Here is a 17,411-nt window from a genome sequence, read left to right on the forward strand (position 1 = left end):
GGCATTCCAGCGGTCAAACGCGCCCACGGCCGGTTTGCGCCCGCGCGACCTGGGTAGCTGCGAAGCATGATTCGTTCTCTGTGCGTAGCAATTTCGGCGCGGTTGGTGGAGCCGCCCGTGGCGCTGGCCGCAGGAGCGGTGCGCGCCGGTCTCGATCTCGGTCTGAAGATCGTCACCGAGGCGGTACCCGCGGAATCCGCGCGGCGGTTACGGGATGATCTTGTGACGCTGGCGGATCCACATTCGGAGCGGAGCCAGCGCCGGGTCGCGCTGGGGCCGGATCGTGCCGCGATGGAAGTCCGCGGGCTCTCGACCGAACGGAATCCGCACGTGCTGGCCGCGCTGGAGGATCGGCTGGACGAGCTCGGCGCCGTCCGCTGGTGGCGGGTCAATGCGGTCACCGGCCGACTGGTCGCGGGCCTCGCTGACCTCGACTCGCAGCTCCCGGCATTACTGGACGCCGTCGATGCGGTCGAGGCGGATGCCGCGGTGGCGGAGCAGACCTGGGATCGGTCGGTCGAACATCCAGCGGATCGGGAACCCGTGCTGGCGGCCGGAATTCAGCTGACCGCCGATGTGCTCGCCATCGGACTGGCCGCCTCCGGCGCGCTCCTGCCGTTCGGCGGCCCGGCCCGGCTGCTGCGCGGAGTCGCGCTGCTGGCCGACAATCAGCCGCGCCTGCGTGCGCGGATCGACGACCTGCTCGGCCGCACCCGCACCGACGTGGTGCTCACGCTCGCGACGGCCATCGGCGGCGCGGCAACCGAGAGCGTGGCCAAACTGGCTGTCGACGCGGCACAACGCGGCTTCACCTTCCTCGAGGCGAACAGCACGTATACCCGCTGGGGTGACTGGGAGGCCGAGGTCGCGCGGCACGCCCAGTCGCCGGTCCACGAGCCCTTGCCACCGCGCGAGCGTCCCGTCGCTCTACCGCAGGGACCGGTGGAACGGGTGGCCGATGAGACCGCGAGCGGAAGTCTGCTCGGCACACTGGCTTTCGCGGGCGGCAATCGATTCTCCGAGGCCTTGGACGCCCTCGAACTCGGTGCGCCCAAGGCGGCCCGGGTCAGTCGGGAGGCCTACGCGGCGACGGTATCGACCAAGCTCTCGCGCGCTGGAATCCTCACCCTGCACCCGGGGGTGTGGCGGCGGTTGGATCGGCTCACCGCGATCGTGATCGATGGCGAAGCCCTGGTCACCGATCATCGCGTGGTACTCGACGCCGAACCCGCCGACGATCGATCGCCCGCCGAGATCTGGGCCGCGGCACAACGCCTGCTACACGACGCCGAAGACCGGACCACCTCGAACCGCGACGGGGCCACGACATTACGACTGGTGCATCCCGGGAGCGGGACGCCCGATCGCGGCCTCACCCGCAGGCCGGTATGGCGCGAGCTCCGCGACGGAGACCGTGTCCTCGGCCGGGTTCTCCTCGGCCGTGAACTCCACCGCAGGGCGCAGCCGATTCTGGAGGCGGCCCGGTCCGCCGGACTGCGCGTCATTCTTTCCGCCCACCAGGATCTGCGCGAATTGCGGTCGCTGGCTGATGAATTCGTGCCCGCCGAGGTGTCGCGCAGCAAGCTGGTCGACGACCTGCAACGGGACGGGCATGTGGTCGCGATGCTGAGCGCACGCTCCTTCAAGGCGCTCGACTGGGCCGACGTGGCCATCGGGATGGTGGATCGCGAGCACGGCGAGGTGCGTGTCCCGTGGAGCGCGGACGCGGTCTGCCGCGACCTGAGCCAGGTGCAGCGCATTCTGGCTGTGGTCGGGCCCGCCCGCGAGGTCAGTGAACGCGCGCGCGTGCTCGCCCTGTCGGGGTCGGCACTGGGCGGCCTGCTGCTGGCCGCGACGCCCAACCGCGGCCCGACGTACTCGCCATTGGTGGTCGCCACCGTCGCCGGACTGTGCACCGGCGCGCTGACCGGCTGGCGGGCGACGAACGGCGCACCCGGCGGCACACTCGCGCCGCTACTGCCCTGGCACGCTCTCGAACCGCGCGAGGTACTCGATCGGCTACCCGCGCAATCCCGGGATCGGACGGAAGCCGAGAAGCCCCAGCGCACAACACCGTTCGCACGATTGGCGACGGTGACGGAGTTCGCGGGCCACCTCCGGCACGAGCTCGCCGACCCATTGACGCCGCTGCTCGGAGTGGGTGCGGTGGCGACGGCGATTCTCGGCTCACCCGCGGACGCGGTGTTGCTGTCCTCGGTGCTCACGGTGAATGCGATGGTGTCGGCCTATCAGCGGCAGCGAGCCGAACGCGCGCTGCACAGCTTGATCGAGCACGAGCGGACGATCGCGCGACTGGTGGAGCGAAGCGATCTCGATGATCCGGATCCGGCCGAAACGGAGTTGCCCGCCGAGCGGCTCGCGCTCGGCGACATCATCGCGCTGCACGCCGGTGATGTGGTCCCGGCGGACGCCCGCCTCCTGTGGGCCGATGATCTCGAACTGGACGAATCGGGCCTCACGGGAGAGTCGGTGACGGTCGAGAAGCAGACCGCCGCCACACCCGGTGTGGTGTTGGGCGACCGCGCCTGCATGGTTTTCGAAGGCTCGACGGTGGTCAATGGCGACGGTCGCGCAGTGGTGGTCGCCACGGGTAGCGATACCCAGGCCGGCCGCGCCGCCGCCGGTGCGCAACCGCCCGAAAAGGCCGGTGTGCAGGCCCAATTGCGGGAACTCACCGATCGTGCGCTGCCGCTGACCCTGGCGGGCGGCTCGGTGGTCGCCCTCCTCGGCGGCCTGCGCGGGCAGGTATTGCGCCAGGCCGTCGCCGATGGCGTGGCCGTCTCGGTGGCCGCGGTTCCCGAGGGACTGCCCTTGGTCGCGACCGTCGCGCAACTCGCCGCCGCGCGACGCCTGTCCCACTTCGGCCTGCTGGTGCGCGCGAGCCGCACCGTGGAAGCGCTGGGCCGGGTCGACACCCTGTGTTTCGACAAGACCGGCACCCTGACCGACGGCCGCCTGCGGCTCACCGCCCTTGCCGATATGCGGCAACAGTGGTCGCCCGACGCCGATTCCGCCGACGTGCGCAGACTCCTGCGCGCTGCCGCCCGCGCCTGCCCGGATCCGGCCGAGGGCCCCGTGCATCACGCGACGGATCGGGCGGTCCTGGACGCCGCCGACGCCAATCTGACCACCGATGCGCACCAATGGGACCCCATCGACGAGGTGCCCTTCGAATCGAATCGCGGCTATGCCGCCGCGCTGGGCAATACCCGTCGTCGGCTCCGCCTGTTCGTCAAGGGCGCACCCGAGGTGGTCATCCAGCGCTGCAACAGATTCCGGGATGCGGATGGCAGCGTCCGTGCGTTCGATGAGCCGCAGCGCGAGCGGGTGCGGCAGGCCGTGCTCGAGCTCGCCGAACAAGGTCTGCGCGTGTTGGTTGTCGCGCGGCGCGATTTCTCCACGGCCCCCGACGATGTCGAGAACGCGGTCGGCGAACTCACGCTGCTCGGCTTCCTCGGGCTGGCCGACACCCCGCGCCCGCACAGCGTCACGCTGGTGAAGGCCCTGCAGGACAACGCGATCCAGGTGCGCATGATCACCGGCGATCATCCGGTGACGGCCGCGGCCGTCGCGGACCAACTCGGTATCGCGGCCGATCGGGTCACCACGGGCGCGGATCTGGATCGCCTGGATGAGTCCGGGCAGGCCGAACTCATCGAGCGCAGCACCGTCTTCGCCCGCGTGAATCCGGAACACAAGGTGCGCATCGTGGCCGCCCTGCGCCGCAAGGGTCACGTGGTGGGCATGACCGGCGACGGCAGCAATGACGCGGCGGCCATTCGCACCGCTGACGTCGGAATCGGTTTGGCCGCACGCGGTTCCGTGGCCGCGCGCAATGCCGCGGATCTGGTGCTGACTCGCCCTGAACCGCTCGCGCTGCTGGATGCGCTGGTGGAGGGGCGCGGGATGTGGCAGCGAGTGACCGACGCCGTGGGTGTGCTGGTCGGCGGCAATGCCGGGGAGGTCGGCTTCACGCTGTACGGCACGGCCCTGAGCGGTCAAGCCCCCTTGGGGACACGGCAATTCCTGCTGGTGAACATGCTCACCGATATGTTCCCCGCGCTCGCCCTGGCGTTGTCGCGCGGCGGTACCGGTCCCGGCGACGATCCCGGCATCGATGTGGAAACCCGTGCCGCGCACCGCGCCCGAGAACTCGCCGCGATCCCACCGGCGCGGCTCGGCACGGACCTGGCCCGCACCCTGGCGGTGCGTGGAATCGCCACGGCCGCAGGAGCTTCGGTCGCGTGGACGGTGGGCCGCTACACCGGCACCCAACGCCGCGCCGCCACCATCGGCCTGATCGCGCTGATCGGATCCCAGCTCGGCCAGACCCTGCTCGCGGCCCGCACCAGCCCGTTGATCTGGCTGACCACCGTGGCCAGCGGCGCGGTGCTCGGGGCGGTCGTGATGACGCCCGGGCTGTGTACCTACTTCGGTTGCAGGCCGCTCGGCCCGGTCGGCTGGACCATCGCCCTCGGGTCGGCGGCCGGAGCCACCGTCGGTGCGGTGTGGCTGGGCAGATCAGCAGACGCGCGGTGGCATGTCCGCCCTGCCGAACTTCTCGCCTAGAACGAAGGTGCGGATCACAGCGACATTGCGGAAGAGCAGTTGGAACACGATGGGTGCGGTGATACCCATCAGCAAGCCCAGGAGGAACAACTCCCAATGCAGGTGGACGCCGAGATGTTCGAGCACGATGCGGGTGCCCGCCGTGGCGAGATCGTGCAGGAGATAGATTCCGAACGAGAAGCCGCCGATCCAGGCCAGCAGCTTGGCGTTCATGTAGTCGCGGGCCGAGTAGATCAGGACCAATGCGGTCGCGCCGACGGCCAGGGTGATGGTCCGGTCCTCGAACCCGTCCGGGTGGAAGATGCCGTCGATCGACAGCATCCGGACGGTATAGCACCCGGCGAAAGTCGCAATGGCCAGCAGCGCGGGCGTACCGCGCAGGTCGAGCAGCGAATGTCTGCGCAGGCCATAGCCGATGAGGAAGAACGGGAGCAGCCGCACCGCACCGCTGGCGGTGAAGACATCGATCCGGGTCGGTATCTGCACGACGACGTATCCCACGGCCGCGATCGAGGTGGCAATGGCCCAACCGCGGCGCGAGTCGAGAATGCCGACGCCGTCCAGGATTCCGACGGTGAGGAAGATGAGGAAGATCGACTGCAGGAACCAGAGATGTTCGAACCCGAACACGTAGATGCGCCAGATGGGCAGACCGTGCGGGTTGTAGTTGGCGCCCGGGATATTGGATGCCAGCACGTATTGCAGCGTGCCGACCGTGACCAGCGGGAAGAGCAGACGCCGGGATTTGCCGGTGAGGAGTCGCGGGAACTGATGCCAGCCCTCGACCGGAACCATGGCATAGACATAGCCGGAGAGCAGCGTGAACAGTGGCATCCGAATATCGGCCAAGGCCAAATACGAATAGTGCCAGGCCGAATGGTCTCCGACGTGCAGGCCATGATTGCCGATGCCGATGACGTGCCCGGCCACCATGAGGATCACCGCGACCCCGCGGAGCGCCTGAATCGAAGGGTCCTGCTTACGGGTCCGAGGAGGACCTGGTGCGGCCGCGATGTGAGCCATCGGCTTCCGATCGGATAATGCCCTCAACCACACGTCAAGAAACTGCGCAGTAACTGTATGTGGTGGCGGCCCACCCCGCATCCCATTCGGCCAACTGTTCATGCCGGGTGTCGGTCCGAACAGCTGCAGCGTTGCTCGATCGGGTCAGCGCGGCAAGGGCTTCGTCGCGGGGCCCTCGATCAGGGTGCCGTCCGGGGCGAAGCGCGAACCGTGCAGTGGGCAGTCCCAGGACTTCTCCGCCGAGTTCCAGCGCACTATGCCGTAGAGATGCGGGCATACGGCCGAGACCTCGGTGGTGACGCCGTCCACGGTCGAGGTGGCCGTGGGCATGAGCATGCGCCGATTCACGCGCCCGCATCCTTCGGCGGGCGGGTTCGGATCGTCGCCGGAGCGTGCGCCTCGCAGCCATCCCGTGGAGAGCTGTTGGGCGACAGCGGCATTCGCGGCCAGACCCGCCGGGAGCGAGGTCACGTCCGACGCCCGCCAGCTGGCCAGGACGTCGGCCCATTCCGGCGGCTTGCCGGTGATCCGGCCCGCGAGCGCGAACGCCGCGGCCACGGCATTGGTCATTCCCCACTTGGCGTATCCGGTGCCGATCAGGATTCGCTCATTGCCCGGGAGCAGCGGGCCGACGTAGGGGAGCTCGCCGATCGGCTTGTAGTCCTGCGCCGACCAGCTGGTCAGCGGTTCCGCCGTGGGGAACCAGCGCCGGGTCCATTCGATCAGGTCGGTGACGCATTCCTCGGTACGGTCCGCGCGGCCGACTATATGGCCGTTCCCGCCGACGAGCAGGATGTCCCCGTCCGGGTCGGGCACCCGTCGCAGGGATCGTGTGGGTTCCCCGGCGCTGAGGAACATGCCGTCCGGCAGGGGATCGGTGGTCCGGAAGGCGGCGAGATAGGACCGTTGCGGCACGAGCCGGGCGAAGAAGCCGCCGCGATCGAGAATCGGAGTGCCGGTGGCCAATACGAGGGTTCCCGCGTGCACGGGTCCGTGCTCGGTGTCGATGGTGTGATCGCCCGACCGGTTGAAACTGGCCCCCTGCACCCGGCTGGATTCGAAGATCTGCACGCCGTGCGACTCGACGTCGGCGGCCAGCACCGACAGCAGCGTCATCGGATTGACCTGCGCCTGCCCGGCCAGCCGCACCGCCCCGCGAGCGGGGAACGGGGTATCGATGAGTTCGACGAACTCGGCGGGCAGCCCGGCCGCGTGCAGCGCCCGGTGTTCGGCATACACCGCCGCGACCTCGTGATCGGACTGGGCGTAGGTGAAGGCGTCGGCGTGCTGAATGGGCACGCCGGAGGACTCGCAATAGGTCTGAATCCATTGCTGAGCAGCGCTGTTCGCCTCCAGATAGGACCGCAGCACCTCCGCGGAATGCCGTCGCCGGATCTGTTGTCCCCGGACCCCTTGCAGCAGACTCACTTTCGCGGTGCTGGCCCCGGTGGTTCCGTCGCCGATTCGCCGGGCCTCCACGACGGCGACCTCGACCCCGCTCTGCGCCAGCAGCAGTGCCGTGGCCAGGCCCGTCAAGCCGCCGCCGACCACGACAACGTCGAATCGGAGCCCGGGCGTCACCCGCAGCCGGGCCGGTGTCGGATGATCGATCAACCACAGTGGTGTCATAACGAGGCCATAGCCATCGCGGCGGAGATGAAACAGCCATCGCGGCGGAGATGAAACAGCCATCACGGCGGAGATGAAACCGTAGAGCCGAATTACTTTGTGGGTGACCGTGTTTCGGGTCTGAATTGACGGGTAGAGCCCGAATGTCCTTGCTATCCGATATTTGGAGGAACATCCCATGTCCGAACACGACAAGAGTGGTACGCGAGAAGGCGCCGAAGGCGTCGCCGAGGGGCTGAAGGGCCGTGCCAAGGAGGTCGCGGGCACCGTCTTCGGCAATGAGGATTTGCGCGAGGAAGGCCGCACGCAGCAGGACAAGGCGGAATCCCAGCGTGAAGCCGCGAAGAAGGAGGCGCAGGCCGAGAAGGACCGCGGTCAGGCCGAGTTCGACGAACAGCGCCAGCGCTCACACCAGGACCGGCGGTAACGGCACGCGTCGGAACGCCTGAGGTCTGCGAGTCCGGTGCCAATGGCGCCACCGGACTCACCCGCGGTCTCTTCACTTCCGTTTTCCGGCCGCCCCATGGGGTATGCAACCAAGGAGTGGGATAGAGAGCGGAATTGATACCGATGGGTGATGCAGTATGGACGGAGCACACGGATCACCGCGAAGTAATGGAGCCGGCAAACTCGGGATGTCGTACACCGCCCTGTTGCACGGCGGGAAGGCGGAGATGGTCGTCGACCGATCGGACGCGGAGCCGCAGCCGCGTGCCGGGGAGATCGGATTGCGTTTACCTGCGGAAGTGGAGCAGCTGGCAATGCTGCGGGCCGTCGCTGAAACCGTATTATTGACAGCGGATTTCACGGTCGATGTGGTGACCGATCTACGCGTCGCCATCGACGAGGTGGCGACCGCGCTCATCGTATCGGCCATAGAGGGCGCGACGATCGACTGCGAATTCAACTATGACGCCCGGGAGGTCAGCATTCGAGTGGCCTCTATCGCCGAAGTCGAGGGCGCCCTGGGCGAAAACAGCGTCGGCTGGCACGTACTGGACACATTGACCGATTCGATCGAAACCACCCGTGACGAGTTCGACGCCGTATGCGGTGGGTACCCCATAGTCGTGCACTTCCGCAGACTGCGGAGTGAGGACGATGACGGGTGATAGTTACGACGTGAAGCGCGGTGCCAGCTTGATCCCGACCGCACCGGGTTGGTGCAGCGTCACGCCGGGGACGATGTTGATACGAAAGAGTCGGCCGGGGGGCATACTTGGGCGGTGACCGACATAGGGGACGCGACCGCGAGTCCGGTGGCTGCCATCGAGTCGGTGATCGGTGCGGGGCGACCGTTGATCACCGGTGCCTTCCGATTCTGGTATGCGGATCAGCGCTGGGAATGGTCGGACGAAGTCGCGGCGATCCACGGCTATGGTCCCGGTGAGGCGCACCCGACCACCGAACTGCTGCTCTCGCACAAGCATCAGGACGACCGCGAACAGGTGGCCGGCGTCATCGCCGATGCGATCACCAATGCCCAGCCGTTCTCCAGCCGCCATCGGATCATCGATACCGCGGGGAAGGTTCACCAGGTCATCGTGGTCGCCGATCATATGCTCGACGACACCGGCGACGTTATCGGTACCGCGGGGTTCTATATCGACGTCACGGTGGCACTCGACGAGCAACGCAATGAGATTCTGGACCAGACGATTCCTGAGCTCTATCAGGCCCGAGCCGGGATCGAGCAGGCCAAAGGCGTTCTGATGCTGGTCTATCGCATCAGTCCCGACCAGGCGTTCGCCGTGCTGAAATGGCGGTCTCAGCAGACCAACGTCAAATTACGGGCCCTCGCGGATCAACTCCTCACCGACATACGAACTCTGCCGTCGGCCTCGGCCCGTCTGCAAACGCAATTCGATCACCTGCTGCTCACCGTGCATGAACGGGTGAAGCAGGACTGAACGCAGCGCATAATTGTCACCATGGGCGGACTCTCGGTTTTCGATCGTTTTGCCACGGCCGCGAGCACCATCGCGTCGAAGGCAGTGTTCTTCGTCTTCTGTGTGCTCCTGGTCTTGCTCTGGGCGCCGAGCTTTTTCTTGATGCCGAGCGTCGATACCTGGCAATTGGTCATCAATACCGCGACCACGATCATCACCTTCCTGCTCGTGGCCTTGTTGCAGAACACCCAGCGCCGGTCCGACGAGGCAGTACAGGACAAGCTCAATGCGATAGCCAGCGCCTTGGCCGATTTCATGGGCGAGCTCAGCACCGAGCACCCCGAATTGGCCCGGCATCGTGACGAACTCGCCGAGTCGGTCGGGCTGGAGCGCCGCGAACGCTCCGACTAGCCGTGCGGCTGCGCCGAACCCGCTCAGGCGTGGGTGCCGATCAGGTGCGTCCCGCTCGGTTCCGTTCGGACAGAAGCGATCACGGCGGGCCGGTCGACGGAGAAGGCGGCGATGTCGACCTCTTCCGTGTGGCCCGCGAGTGCGGAGGTCAGCAGGTGCGCGGTGCCGATCGACAGGCCGATCCCCGCGCCCTCGTGTCCGGTCGCATGCCAGAGACCGGCCAGCCTCGGGTCCGGGCCGATCACCGGGAGGTGGTCGGCGAACCAGGGGCGGAAGCCGCCGTACGCGCGCATGATCGCCACGTCCGCGAGCACGGGGTAGAGCCGTAGCGCCCGGCGGGCGATGGCGGCCAGGCTGTCCGGCCGCAGGCGGTTGTCGAAACCGCATTCTCGGCGTGAGGAACCGAGCAGGATCGGGCCGCCGCGAGTGGATTCGACCACCGCCGAGGATTGCAACTCCGTTTCCGAACTACCGACCGCGCCAACGTAATCCGCGTCGTAGACCTTGTGGAATACGGTGGGCGGCATGGGTGCGGTGATCAGGACGTCGCCCCGGCGGGTTCTGACCGCGATCGGTGCGCCGAGCCGCTCGGAGACCAGGCCCGACCACGGGCCCGCCGCATTGATGACGACATCGGCATAGCGCGCGCCCTTGTTGGTCCGCACGCCGATGATCCGTCCATCGCGGACGATGGATCCCGTGACGGCGCACTGCGTTTCGATGATCGCGCCCGCCGCGACGGCGGACCCGATCAGGGCCGCCGCCGCGCCGACGGCCTGGACCTGAGCGTCGTCGGGGTAAAGGACGCTCGCGGTCACATCCCGGGTCAACGCGGGCTCGGCCTTCGCCAGTCGATCCGCGTCGAGGTCTTCGCAGTGCAATCCGGTCGCGCGCTGGCCGCGGGCGAACTCGCCGAGGGCGGCGGCCCCGGCCGCGTCGGTGGCGACGACGATGCCGCCCTTGGGATCCCACTCGACCGCCGCGACCTCCTCGGGGAGTCGTTCGGCAATCCGGGTGAGGACCTCGGGCCACAGCCTGCGTGACAACCGCGAGAGTTCCAGCTCGGGTCCGGGGCCCTTGTCCGAGACGAGGACATTGCCCTCGCCGTGCGCGGTGGTTCCGGAGGCCGGACCACCCGCCTCGCAGAGCCGCACCGATGCGCCCGCGAAGGCGAGCCGATCGGCCAGCGCGCTTCCGATAATGCCCGCGCCGATGATCAGCACGCCGAGCCCGTCCAGGGATTCCGCGCCGGAAGAGTCGAGAGTCATTGCGCGCGTGCCCCATTCATCGATCGTGGTAGGCCGGGTGGGGCGGAGACCGGCACCCGCCCCAGACCTACAGTGCGGTGTGACATTGCACAGACGGTATCGGATCTCGCGGAGCCCGCGCAAGCATTTGCATGAGCGTGATCACTTCCCTAGGTGCTGCGAGCACAGTCCGGGTCGCCGCCGCGGTTTCTGGGCTAGTCGGCCGCAGGCCGGTGTGCCGCTGGGCAATGTGCTGGTGAGCGTCGTGATGCCGATGCTGTCGGCTCTCCGCGCACACATCGCGCAGGCCCGTGGCCGGTGGGCCAAGCCCGAGGACTAGCGGTTCGGAAAGTGTTCGAGGGCCTCGGTCAGGGGTTTGCGGTGCAGGTCGGGGACCTCGCAGTCGGGGGTGGGGTAGCCGATCGGGAACAGGATGTAGGGGCGCTCGGTGGCGGGGCGGCCGAGGATATCGGTCAGGAAAGCCATCGGGTTGGGGGTGTGGGTCAGAGTTGCCAGGCCCATGGTGTGCAGTGCGGTGATGAACAGGCCGCAGGCTATGCCGACACTTTCGTTGACGTAGTAGTTCTTTCGCAGTGAGCCGTCCGCGAGCGGTGTGCTCTTCTCCGCGAAGACCACCACGATCCACGGCACGATGTCGAGATAGGACTTGTCGGCGTTCGTCTCGAGCGGGGCCAGCGCGGAGCGCCAGGCATCGGGCAGGCGGCCGCCGTCATAGTTGATGCGTTCCTCATGCTCGGCGGCCTCCCGGATGCGGTGCTTGATCGCGGGATCGCTGATCGCCACGAACTTCCAGGGCTGGTGATGAGCACCGGAAGGCGCGGTATTGGCGGTGGCGACGGCCAGCTCGATCAGCTCGCCCGGAACCGGATCGGCCGCGAAAGATCGCACGCTGCGGCGGGTTTCGAGCAATTCCAGGAACTGTCGTCCTCGCGCGATGGCTTCGGTCTGCTCGACGCGGGACGGACGATACGGCACGAACGGATGGGTACGCGCCTGCGCCGCCCCACCCCGGTCGGTTGTCTGGTCGGTCATGGCAGTCAGGGTAGGCGGAAGTCGCCCGCGTCGTCTTTTGCCCACTGCGCGAAGGTATTCCGACATTTCCACTGGCCCCGAAAAACGACTGTCGTCATAATCTCAGCGTAACTTCGGGGCTCGCGGGTCAGTGGGTGGTGGTGGGCTGTTCGGTTTCGATGGCGCGCTGGGCGAGGTTGTCGGCGACCTCGGCCTCCCAGGCCTCGTTGGCCTTGGTGGTGTCGACCTCGAATTCCAAGCGCTGCACCGACTTCGGGTCGACGTCGGCGACGTCCACGTAGAACTGTTCGTACCAGCGGCGGAGGTGGTAGACGGGGCCGTCGTCTTCGCACAGGAGAGGATTGTCGATCTTGGACTTGTGTTTCCAGATCTCCACGTCCTGGAGGAAGCCGACGCTGATGCCCTCTTCCATCTTGGCCACCAGCATTTCGGCCGCATCGTCGGGCAGGCCCGCGGGCTTGTGCAGGGTCATGCCCCACTGCAGGACGAACGAGTCGTGACTGACCGGGTAGTGGCAGTTGATCAGCACACTCTCGATCTCGAAGCCGCCGAAGCTGTTTCGCAGCGGATTGATCATGTACGACGGCCCGAAATAGGAGGCCTCGGAGGTGAGCAGGGTGTCGCCGTAGTCGGCGGCGAAGCCGATATCGGTGCGCGGCTTGGTCTTCAGGTACTGCGTGGCGACATGGCCTTCGAAGACATTCTTGAAGTGGATCGGGAAGGCGTAGTGGATATAGAAGAAATGCGCCATATCCACGACATTGTCGATGATCTCGCGGCAGTGCGCGCCCTCGATGAGCAGTGAGTTCCACGTCCACGGGGTCCATTCGGCATTGTGGCTGCCGTCCTCGTCGAACGGGCCCTCGATCCGGGGAATGGTGACCTCCGGCGGCGGCTGATTGCCTTCGTGGTCATGCCAGACGAACAGTTGGCCATTGCGCTCGAGGGTGGTCCAGGCGCGGGTGCGGGCCAGCGGGGGAACCCTTCGCGCATACGGGATATCGGCGCATTTGCCCGCGCCGTTCCAGCGCCAATCGTGGAACGGGCACGCGATATTGCCGTCCTTGATCGAGCCTCGGGACAGGTCGCCGCCGAGATGACGGCAGTAGGCGTCGAGCACCCGCAACTCGCCGTCGCCGTCGGCCCAGACGACGAGCTTGGTGCCGAAGGCATCGATGGAGTGCGGCTTGCCATCGCGGAACGATGCGGCCAAGCCCAGGCAGTGCCAACCTCGCGCGAAGCGATCGGGCGTTGCGCCCACATCGATTTCGCGGACCCGGTGGGGTTGCATCGGGGGAGTCGCGGCCATGGTTGTCTTCCTCCCTGGTGCTACAACTTCAGAACCAGAACAGCTTTGTCGGAAGGCCACCCTCCAGCAAATTGGCGAAAACGTCTGGGGCACAACTCTCGATGAACATCAGGTGCCGCCGTCGATGCGGCATGGAACCATCACGGGTACGACCTGACCCCGGAACAGGCGTCCCAACAGGCAATTTGTGGGCAAGCGCCCGCGCCGGTCTCGAATCCGCGTCCAAGCGACAGGTATTCGCGGACCGCTTCCGAAGAGTGAGAGATCACACCTTGAAAGGGTTTAACCCGAGTACCGCACGGGTCACCCGCGGCAGGCCGCTCCTCGTCGAGGGAGTGCGGGCGTGCCGCTCGGATTACTTTCGATCACAAGCGATTACGGCCCGGTAGCTGTGGCGAGACGCCACGGCGTTCTTGCCAGGAACTGATCAGCCCCGGACGCCATTCACCGGATACCAAGGGGTTGTGTCCATGTCGTCCGGCGCGCTGCTCCTTCCGAAATTCACGAAAATACTCGAACCGGATCATCAGGAGACCCGAGATGAAAAGCACCGCGCTCACGATCGCGCCCAGTATCGCCCAGCCGTGAAATCCGGATGCGGCAGCCACAATCGTCATGCCGAGTGCGGCGACGCCGAGCAGGCACAGTATCAGGGCTGGTTCTTCGCCCGGATCCTCGACCGCGTCGCCGGGATGCGGATGCCAATGCTCTCCGTTCGGCTCCCTTGCTGTCACCCTTACCATTTCTTCCTCCCTCGAATTGCGAGGATTTGTTGTCCGTATTCCAGGGTGCACCCAGGGCGCGAGCTACCACCGGGTAACTTCCGAATTTTCGAGATAGTCCCCGGTGGGCGTTTCAAGACGTCGAGACAAAACGTGGCGACTGCTCAGGATTGGCTGGTGCGTGGCAGCAACAGCGCTGCGAGCATTGCGACCAGGGCTCCGATTGCCACGAACAGTGCGGTGTGGTGGATGGCGTCGGCAGAGAGGCCGGGGGTGACCGGCTGTCCGGCGTTCGACAGGTACACGCTGCCATAGACCGCGATGCCGAGGACCTGTGCGATTTGGGACGAGGTGGTCATGACGCCGCTGGCGTCGGCGGCGTCGGCGGGGTTCACCCGGGCCAGCGCGACGGTCAGCAAGGGGCTGGTGAGGTATCCCATCCCGAGCCCGCAAGCCAGCTGGAGTGCCGGCAGTGCGATGCCGCCGGACCCGCCCGAGCGCATCTCGAGTCCGATGCCGAAGTAGGCGAGGGCCGTGACCGCGCAGGCGGCGGCGATCATCGAGCGATGCCATCGGGCCGGAACCCGCTGCCAGGTGAGGCTTCCGGCCGCCACGCCGATCGCCAGCGGCGCGAAGGTCAGGCCGGTGCGGGTCGCCGACTCGCCGAGCCCGGACTGGAGGTGCTGGGAGAACGAGAACAGGAACCCCGCGTAACCGGCCATGGCGAAAAACATTGCGGTCGCACCGAATACGAGGCCCGGTGCCCGCAATACCCGGCCCGGCACCAGCGGTGAGCCGCCTCGGCGCGCGACGGCCCGTTCGACCAGAATGAACACGCCGAACATCGGGATCGAGGCGACGAGGGAAATCTTCGACCAGGCCGGCCACTGCTGGTCGTGCCCCAGGACCAGCGGGATCACCAGCAGCAGCAGCGCCGCGGTCGACGTGATCAGGCCGCCGAGGTCCAGGCTCTTGGCCGTCGAGGCCTTGCCCTGCGGCAGCAGCCGGACCCCGGCGATCGCCAGCAGCACCCCGATCGGCACATTGAGCAGGAACACCGGACGCCATCCGGCGCCGAACAGGTCCGCGCTGACCAAGAGGCCACCGGCAACCTGACCGACCACGACGCCGAGCCCGATCACCGCCGCGTAGAGACTGAGCGCCCGGGCCCGGGCCGCGCCTTCGAACTTCAGCTGGATCAGGCTGTAGATCTGCGGCATCATCATCGCCGCGCCGACGCCTTGAAGCACCCGGGCGACGATCAGCAGACCCGCGCCCGGTGCGAGGCCGCAGGCGAGCGAGGCCGCCGTGAAGGTGACCAGCCCGAACAGGAACATGGTCCGGAAACCGAGGCGGGCTCCGAGGCGTGCGCCCGAAACCAGTAGTGCGGCATAGGCAATCGTGTAACCGGAGACGATCCATTGCAGCGCCGAACCGCTCGTATGCAGATCGGTCCGGATCGTCGGGGTGGCGACATTGACGATGGTCGAGTCGAGCAGGGCCATGAAGACCGCGCACAGCAGGACCGTGAGCATGCGATTGTCGCGGCGCTTCAAGGCGATCGGATCCGGTTCCGCGGTACCGGCGGGGTGCTCGGCATCGACCCGGAGCAGTGGTGTGTGGCTCATGGTTGCCGATGATTGTGGAAGTCTTAGAGGGGTACCAGATACCCGTTATCCTGTTACCTCGGGTATTTGGTAATACCTTCGCGGGTGCTACAGGATGGTCCGGTGACGGTCCTCGATCCCAATGCCCCACGGCGTGCCGAACTGGCCGCCTTCCTGCGGGCACGACGTGAACAGATCACTCCAGAGGACGTCGGCCTGCCCGCCCGGCAGCGCCGTCGAACGCCCGGACTGCGTCGCGAGGAGGTCGCGGAACTCGCTGGGGTAGGCGTGGTTTGGTACACCTGGCTGGAGCAGGGACGGCCGATCAACCCGAGTGTTCAGGTGCTGGACGCGATCGCGCGAACGTTGCAGCTCGACGTCACCGAGCACAACCATCTCTATCGTCTGGTCGACGCACCCAGCGCGCCATTGAGTGCTTCCACATACACGCAGCCCGAACACAGCCAGGTCATCCTGGACGCCCTCAACCCGCTCCCGGCCACCATCACGACCGCCCGGTACGACGTGCTCGCGTTCAACGACGCCTACGGGGCGCTCGACCCGTCGATCGCGCTGTTACCGCAGTCCGAGCGAAATGTGCTCTGGCACTTGTTCACCGCGGCCGAGCAGGTGCAACCGCTGGTCCACTGGGAGCGGGATGTCTCCTTCATGCTCGCGCAACTGCGGGCCGAATTCGGCCGCCGCCTCAACGACCCGCACTGGACCGAGTTCATCCGGGAACTCTCCGCGCGGAGCCCGCGCTTCGCCGAGATGTGGGCCAGGCAGGAAGTCGCCGCATCGGATGCCCGCAGCAAGTCGTTCTGGAGCGTCGACGGTGACGAGATCACGGTGACCGCCTCCGGTTTCGCGGCGGCCTCCGCGCCCGACACCAAACTGTGGATCTACACGCCGGACAATCCGGACACCGCGCGGCTGATCGACGATCTCATCGACCGCTACCGGCAGCACGGCCCCGCCGAGCTGCTGGCAACGGGACTGCGAACTGGTGGGATCGGGCGCTAGGGGCGGGCGTGCGCGTCGAGGAACTGCCAGATGTGGTCGCGGAGGTCTTGGCCGGTGTCGCCGCCGGGCCAGATGTGGGTGACGTTCTTGTAGGTGCGCCAGCAGATTGATGCGCCGGACTTGCCTGGTTCGTACTTTTTCAGGGTGGCGTAGGTGTCGGTGGAGGTTTGCGGGGTGGAGTCGATGCCCGCGCGGGCGATCCACTTCTCGACATTGCCCTGACCGACGGTCGCGGTGGAACTGAAGTCGTTCTCGCCCTGGAAGAGTCCGATGGCGATCGGGCGGCTGGGCGTGCAGGGGGTGGGCTGGGGGCCCGAGCCGACATTCGGGTCCGTGGGGTCGAAGCCCGCCCAGGAGGTGGCGGCGGCGAACACCTCCGGGGCATCGCAGGCCATGCGCTGGGACATGATCGCGCCGCTGGAGAATCCATCGCTGAACACTCGGTGGGGGTCGACGCACCAGGCGGATTCGACATCGGCGACGACCTCGCGCAAGTACGCGACATCAGGGGAGTTCTGGTCGAAATTCCAGTAGGTGGTGGGTGATTCGGGATAGGCGACGATGAAATGATGTTCGGTCGCATAGGGCGTCCATCCCGTCACCGCCTCATGGATCGCCGCCGTGTTTCCGCCGCCGTGGTTACTGATCAGCAGCGGAGCCTGACGGGCCGTGAGCCCGGGTGGGACGTAGAGGTGATACGACCGTGCGCCCACGCTTCGGGTGATCGTTCCGGCCGTCGGATCCAGTCCGCAGGTCGCTGGAACTTGCGAGGTGGAAGTGGGTGAAGCCACGCTGACCAAGGTCAGCATGGCAATTCCCGCGAGTCCTGTGCAGATACACCGCAAAGCCATCGGAGCCGTACTCCTTCGGGAGCGTCAATCCAGGCGACAAAGGGGACGGCACACGAT

At 66.8% G+C, this 17,411-nt stretch carries 14 protein-coding genes; 6 read left to right on the forward strand and 8 right to left on the reverse strand.

All coding sequences use genetic code 11. The annotated features are described in order from the left end of the window. Window positions 1-66: 66 nt before the first annotated feature. Entirely contained in the window at window positions 67-4,590 is a 4,524-nt protein-coding gene (locus tag AB0N05_RS09305; RefSeq protein ID WP_364689830.1) for a cation-translocating P-type ATPase, read from the forward strand. On the opposite strand, the gene AB0N05_RS09310 is transcribed toward AB0N05_RS09305, so the two are convergent. Together AB0N05_RS09310 and AB0N05_RS09315 are read right to left on the reverse strand one after the other, a co-directional pair. Then, the gene (locus AB0N05_RS09310; protein ID WP_364689833.1) at window positions 4,543-5,613 is read right to left on the reverse strand and encodes an acyltransferase; all 1,071 of its coding nucleotides are present in this window, start codon (window positions 5,611-5,613) and stop codon (window positions 4,543-4,545) included. The two genes, AB0N05_RS09305 and AB0N05_RS09310, sit on opposite strands and share 48 nt — an antisense overlap. A 144-nt stretch (window positions 5,614-5,757) precedes the next feature. Then, a complete protein-coding gene (locus AB0N05_RS09315) occupies window positions 5,758-7,242 on the reverse strand; it encodes an FAD-dependent oxidoreductase (RefSeq protein ID WP_364689836.1) in 1,485 nt (494 codons plus the stop codon). 178 nt (window positions 7,243-7,420) lie between these two features. Between AB0N05_RS09315 and AB0N05_RS09320 the strand changes: the two genes are divergently transcribed. The 4 genes from AB0N05_RS09320 to AB0N05_RS09335 all read left to right on the forward strand — a co-directional run bounded on the left by AB0N05_RS09320 (window position 7,421) and on the right by AB0N05_RS09335 (window position 9,542). Then, window positions 7,421-7,669, forward strand: coding sequence for a CsbD family protein (locus tag AB0N05_RS09320; RefSeq protein WP_364689839.1), 249 nt, complete (start codon window positions 7,421-7,423; stop codon window positions 7,667-7,669). 208 nt (window positions 7,670-7,877) lie between these two features. Beyond that, window positions 7,878-8,354, forward strand: coding sequence for an anti-sigma factor (locus AB0N05_RS09325; protein ID WP_364689842.1), 477 nt, complete (start codon window positions 7,878-7,880; stop codon window positions 8,352-8,354). A gap of 147 nt (window positions 8,355-8,501) precedes the next feature. Then, window positions 8,502-9,152, forward strand: a complete 651-nt coding sequence (locus tag AB0N05_RS09330; protein ID WP_364692235.1) for a PAS and ANTAR domain-containing protein — start codon at window positions 8,502-8,504, stop codon at window positions 9,150-9,152. 21 nt (window positions 9,153-9,173) lie between these two features. Beyond that, the gene (locus AB0N05_RS09335; protein WP_364689845.1) at window positions 9,174-9,542 is read left to right on the forward strand and encodes a low affinity iron permease family protein; all 369 of its coding nucleotides are present in this window, start codon (window positions 9,174-9,176) and stop codon (window positions 9,540-9,542) included. Window positions 9,543-9,565: 23 nt separating this feature from the next. Here AB0N05_RS09335 and AB0N05_RS09340 read toward each other — a convergent pair whose 3' ends face one another. The 5 genes from AB0N05_RS09340 to AB0N05_RS09360 form a co-directional block, all read right to left on the reverse strand. Next, window positions 9,566-10,810: an FAD-dependent oxidoreductase gene (locus AB0N05_RS09340; protein ID WP_364689848.1), complete on the reverse strand. Its 1,245-nt coding sequence runs from the start codon at window positions 10,808-10,810 to the stop codon at window positions 9,566-9,568. A 315-nt stretch (window positions 10,811-11,125) separates the two neighbouring features. Then, a complete protein-coding gene (locus tag AB0N05_RS09345; protein ID WP_364689851.1) occupies window positions 11,126-11,842 on the reverse strand; it encodes a nitroreductase family protein in 717 nt (238 codons plus the stop codon). A gap of 127 nt (window positions 11,843-11,969) precedes the next feature. Then, window positions 11,970-13,151 carry a Rieske 2Fe-2S domain-containing protein gene (locus tag AB0N05_RS09350; RefSeq protein WP_364689854.1) on the reverse strand — a complete coding sequence of 394 codons (1,182 nt, stop codon included), beginning with the start codon at window positions 13,149-13,151 and terminating at the stop codon, window positions 11,970-11,972. Window positions 13,152-13,516: 365 nt separating this feature from the next. After that, window positions 13,517-13,894: a hypothetical protein gene (locus AB0N05_RS09355; RefSeq protein ID WP_364689857.1), complete on the reverse strand. Its 378-nt coding sequence runs from the start codon at window positions 13,892-13,894 to the stop codon at window positions 13,517-13,519. Between the two features lie 143 nt (window positions 13,895-14,037). Next, a complete protein-coding gene (locus tag AB0N05_RS09360; RefSeq protein ID WP_364689860.1) occupies window positions 14,038-15,501 on the reverse strand; it encodes an MFS transporter in 1,464 nt (487 codons plus the stop codon). 102 nt (window positions 15,502-15,603) lie between these two features. Here AB0N05_RS09360 and AB0N05_RS09365 point away from each other — a divergent pair, with 102 nt between their 5' ends. After that, complete coding sequence (locus tag AB0N05_RS09365; RefSeq protein ID WP_364689863.1) at window positions 15,604-16,503, forward strand: helix-turn-helix transcriptional regulator; 900 nt, start codon at window positions 15,604-15,606, stop codon at window positions 16,501-16,503. Here the strand turns inward: AB0N05_RS09365 and AB0N05_RS09370 are convergent. Further along, window positions 16,500-17,294, reverse strand: coding sequence for a PHB depolymerase family esterase (locus AB0N05_RS09370; protein WP_364689866.1), 795 nt, complete (start codon window positions 17,292-17,294; stop codon window positions 16,500-16,502). The genes AB0N05_RS09365 and AB0N05_RS09370 overlap by 4 nt on opposite strands. Window positions 17,295-17,411 lie beyond the last annotated feature (117 nt).

The sequence above is a fragment of the Nocardia sp. NPDC051030 genome, assembly GCF_040683015.1.
GTDB lineage: Bacteria > Actinomycetota > Actinomycetes > Mycobacteriales > Mycobacteriaceae > Nocardia.